The sequence below is a fragment of the Paenibacillus sp. OT2-17 genome, from assembly GCF_009827695.1.
Taxonomy (GTDB): Bacteria; Bacillota; Bacilli; order Paenibacillales; family Paenibacillaceae; genus Paenibacillus; species Paenibacillus polymyxa_B.
In genome coordinates this window covers 1-1967 of record NZ_WUDQ01000645.1, presented here as the reverse complement: position 1 = coordinate 1967, position 1967 = coordinate 1, and the positions used below count along the sequence as shown (strand labels likewise).

At 49.2% G+C, this 1967-nt stretch carries 1 pseudogene; it reads right to left on the bottom strand.

The annotated features are described in order from the left end of the window. Nucleotides 1–1967, bottom strand: a pseudogene (locus GRP75_RS25650) (amino acid adenylation domain-containing protein); the annotation flags it as partial.

The window sequence follows — 1967 nt, the reverse complement described above, 5'->3', positions numbered from 1 at the left end:
CCAGTCTCATCAGCGGACCTTCGCTTAGGGAAATACCAGATTGAATTTCATTGCATTTCGCTTCAATTATCTTTGCCAAATCTTGCTTGTTTACATCGCTGTCATTATAGTCAAAGCACTCCAGATGGTACGGTTCGCCTTCCTCTATACTGCGGTTCCATGCTGTACATCCGTTCTCCGACAAACTAAAAACCATACGCAATGCATCATGGTGCGATGTAATCTGATGGAGCGCCCGCCGTAGTGCCTGTTCGTCATAGCCTTCCTGACGATAGAGCATGACAGATTGGTTAAAATAGTGTGGTTCTCCCGTTGGCTGTTCAAAAAACCAGCGCTGAATCGGTGTAAGCACTACATTTCCTGTAACCTCGCCCTGCTCGGCTATTCGGTTAACAGGCTGAATATATGTGCTTAGTCCCGCAATTGTCGGGTATTTGAACAAGTCCTTCATTTCCAGCTTGTATCCAGCCTGAAACAAGCGGGACGATACTTGGATGGCCTTGATGGAGTCACCACCCAAATGGAAAAAGTTATCCTGTATTCCGACTTTCGGGATACCAAGAATGGCTCCCCAAGCCGTAGCCAGTGCCTGTTGGACATCCGTCTCGGGTGCCATATAATCCATACCTGTATCGAGATTGTGCTCAGGTGCGGGCAGTGCCCTGCGGTCTACTTTGCCATTCAGCGTCAAAGGCAGTCTGGAGAGCTGCACAAAGTAAGACGGCACCATATAGCCAGGCAGATCCTGCGACAAAATGTTACGTAAGTCGCTGGCGCTCAATTCACTGTCTGTTGCAAAATAGGCACACAGCTGTTTTTGTCCGTGATCATCCTGCCGCACGGTAACAACCGATTCCTTCACACCTGGAATCGTGGACAATCGGGTTTCAATTTCACCCAGTTCAATGCGGTAGCCGCGAATTTTGACCTGTTCATCCATTCTTCCCTTGTACTCCAGTACACCATCAGCACGCCAACGCACTAAGTCTCCTGTACGATAGCAATATTCTCCAGACCGGAATGGACTTTCAATAAATTTTTCCGCCGTAAGCTCGGGCCGATTCAGATATCCTCGCCCAACACCGTCGCCACCGACGATCAGCTCTCCCCAGGCTCCGACAGGTTGCAGCTTCAACGAACGATTGACCACATAAGCGGTCGAGTGATCAATTGGACGTCCAATGGGAATAGCCTGGGTTTGCGGTTCTGTAATGTCATAGATGGTGGAAAAGGTGGTGTTCTCCGTCGGACCATAAATATTGGCCAGGCGAAGCTGCGGGTACTCCTTCAACACACGATTGACGTGTGGTACAGACAACACATCACCACCCACGAGCAACTCCTTCAAGGACGCAAACACTCCGATTTCTTGCTGCGAATACTGATTGAATAAAGCCGTGGTCATGAACATCGTGTTAATACTTGTCAATTGCCTGTTTGAGCTTGGAGGCATCCAGAATAGTGTCATGGCTTACCACATACAGTTGTCCCCCGTTCAGCAGCGTTCCCCAGATTTCAAATGTGGAGGCATCGAACACAACTGCGCCCAATTGCAGCATACGTGTATTTTCATCAAGCATGGCATAGCTTTTGTTTTTCACTAGGCGCACGACATTACGGTGCTCAATCATCACGCCCTTCGGCTTGCCTGTCGTACCAGAGGTGTAGATCACGTACGCAAGATCGGAGGAAGATCCCCCTGTTGTAATCGCAATTGTTCCATCCGTCTGAGCGTCACATTCAGATTTGCTATTGCATCGCTGTTCATCACTCAAATCGATGACCGGAATGCCGGGTTCAAAAGGAATCTGCTCACGTCGCTGTAACAGTAACAGCCCCGCACTGGAATCCTCCAGTAAATAACGGATACGCTCTTCAGGATAATCAGGATCAATGGGAACGTAAGCCCCTCCGACCTTCAAAATCGCCAGCATACCGACGACCATTTCAATGGCGCGTTCAGCCAT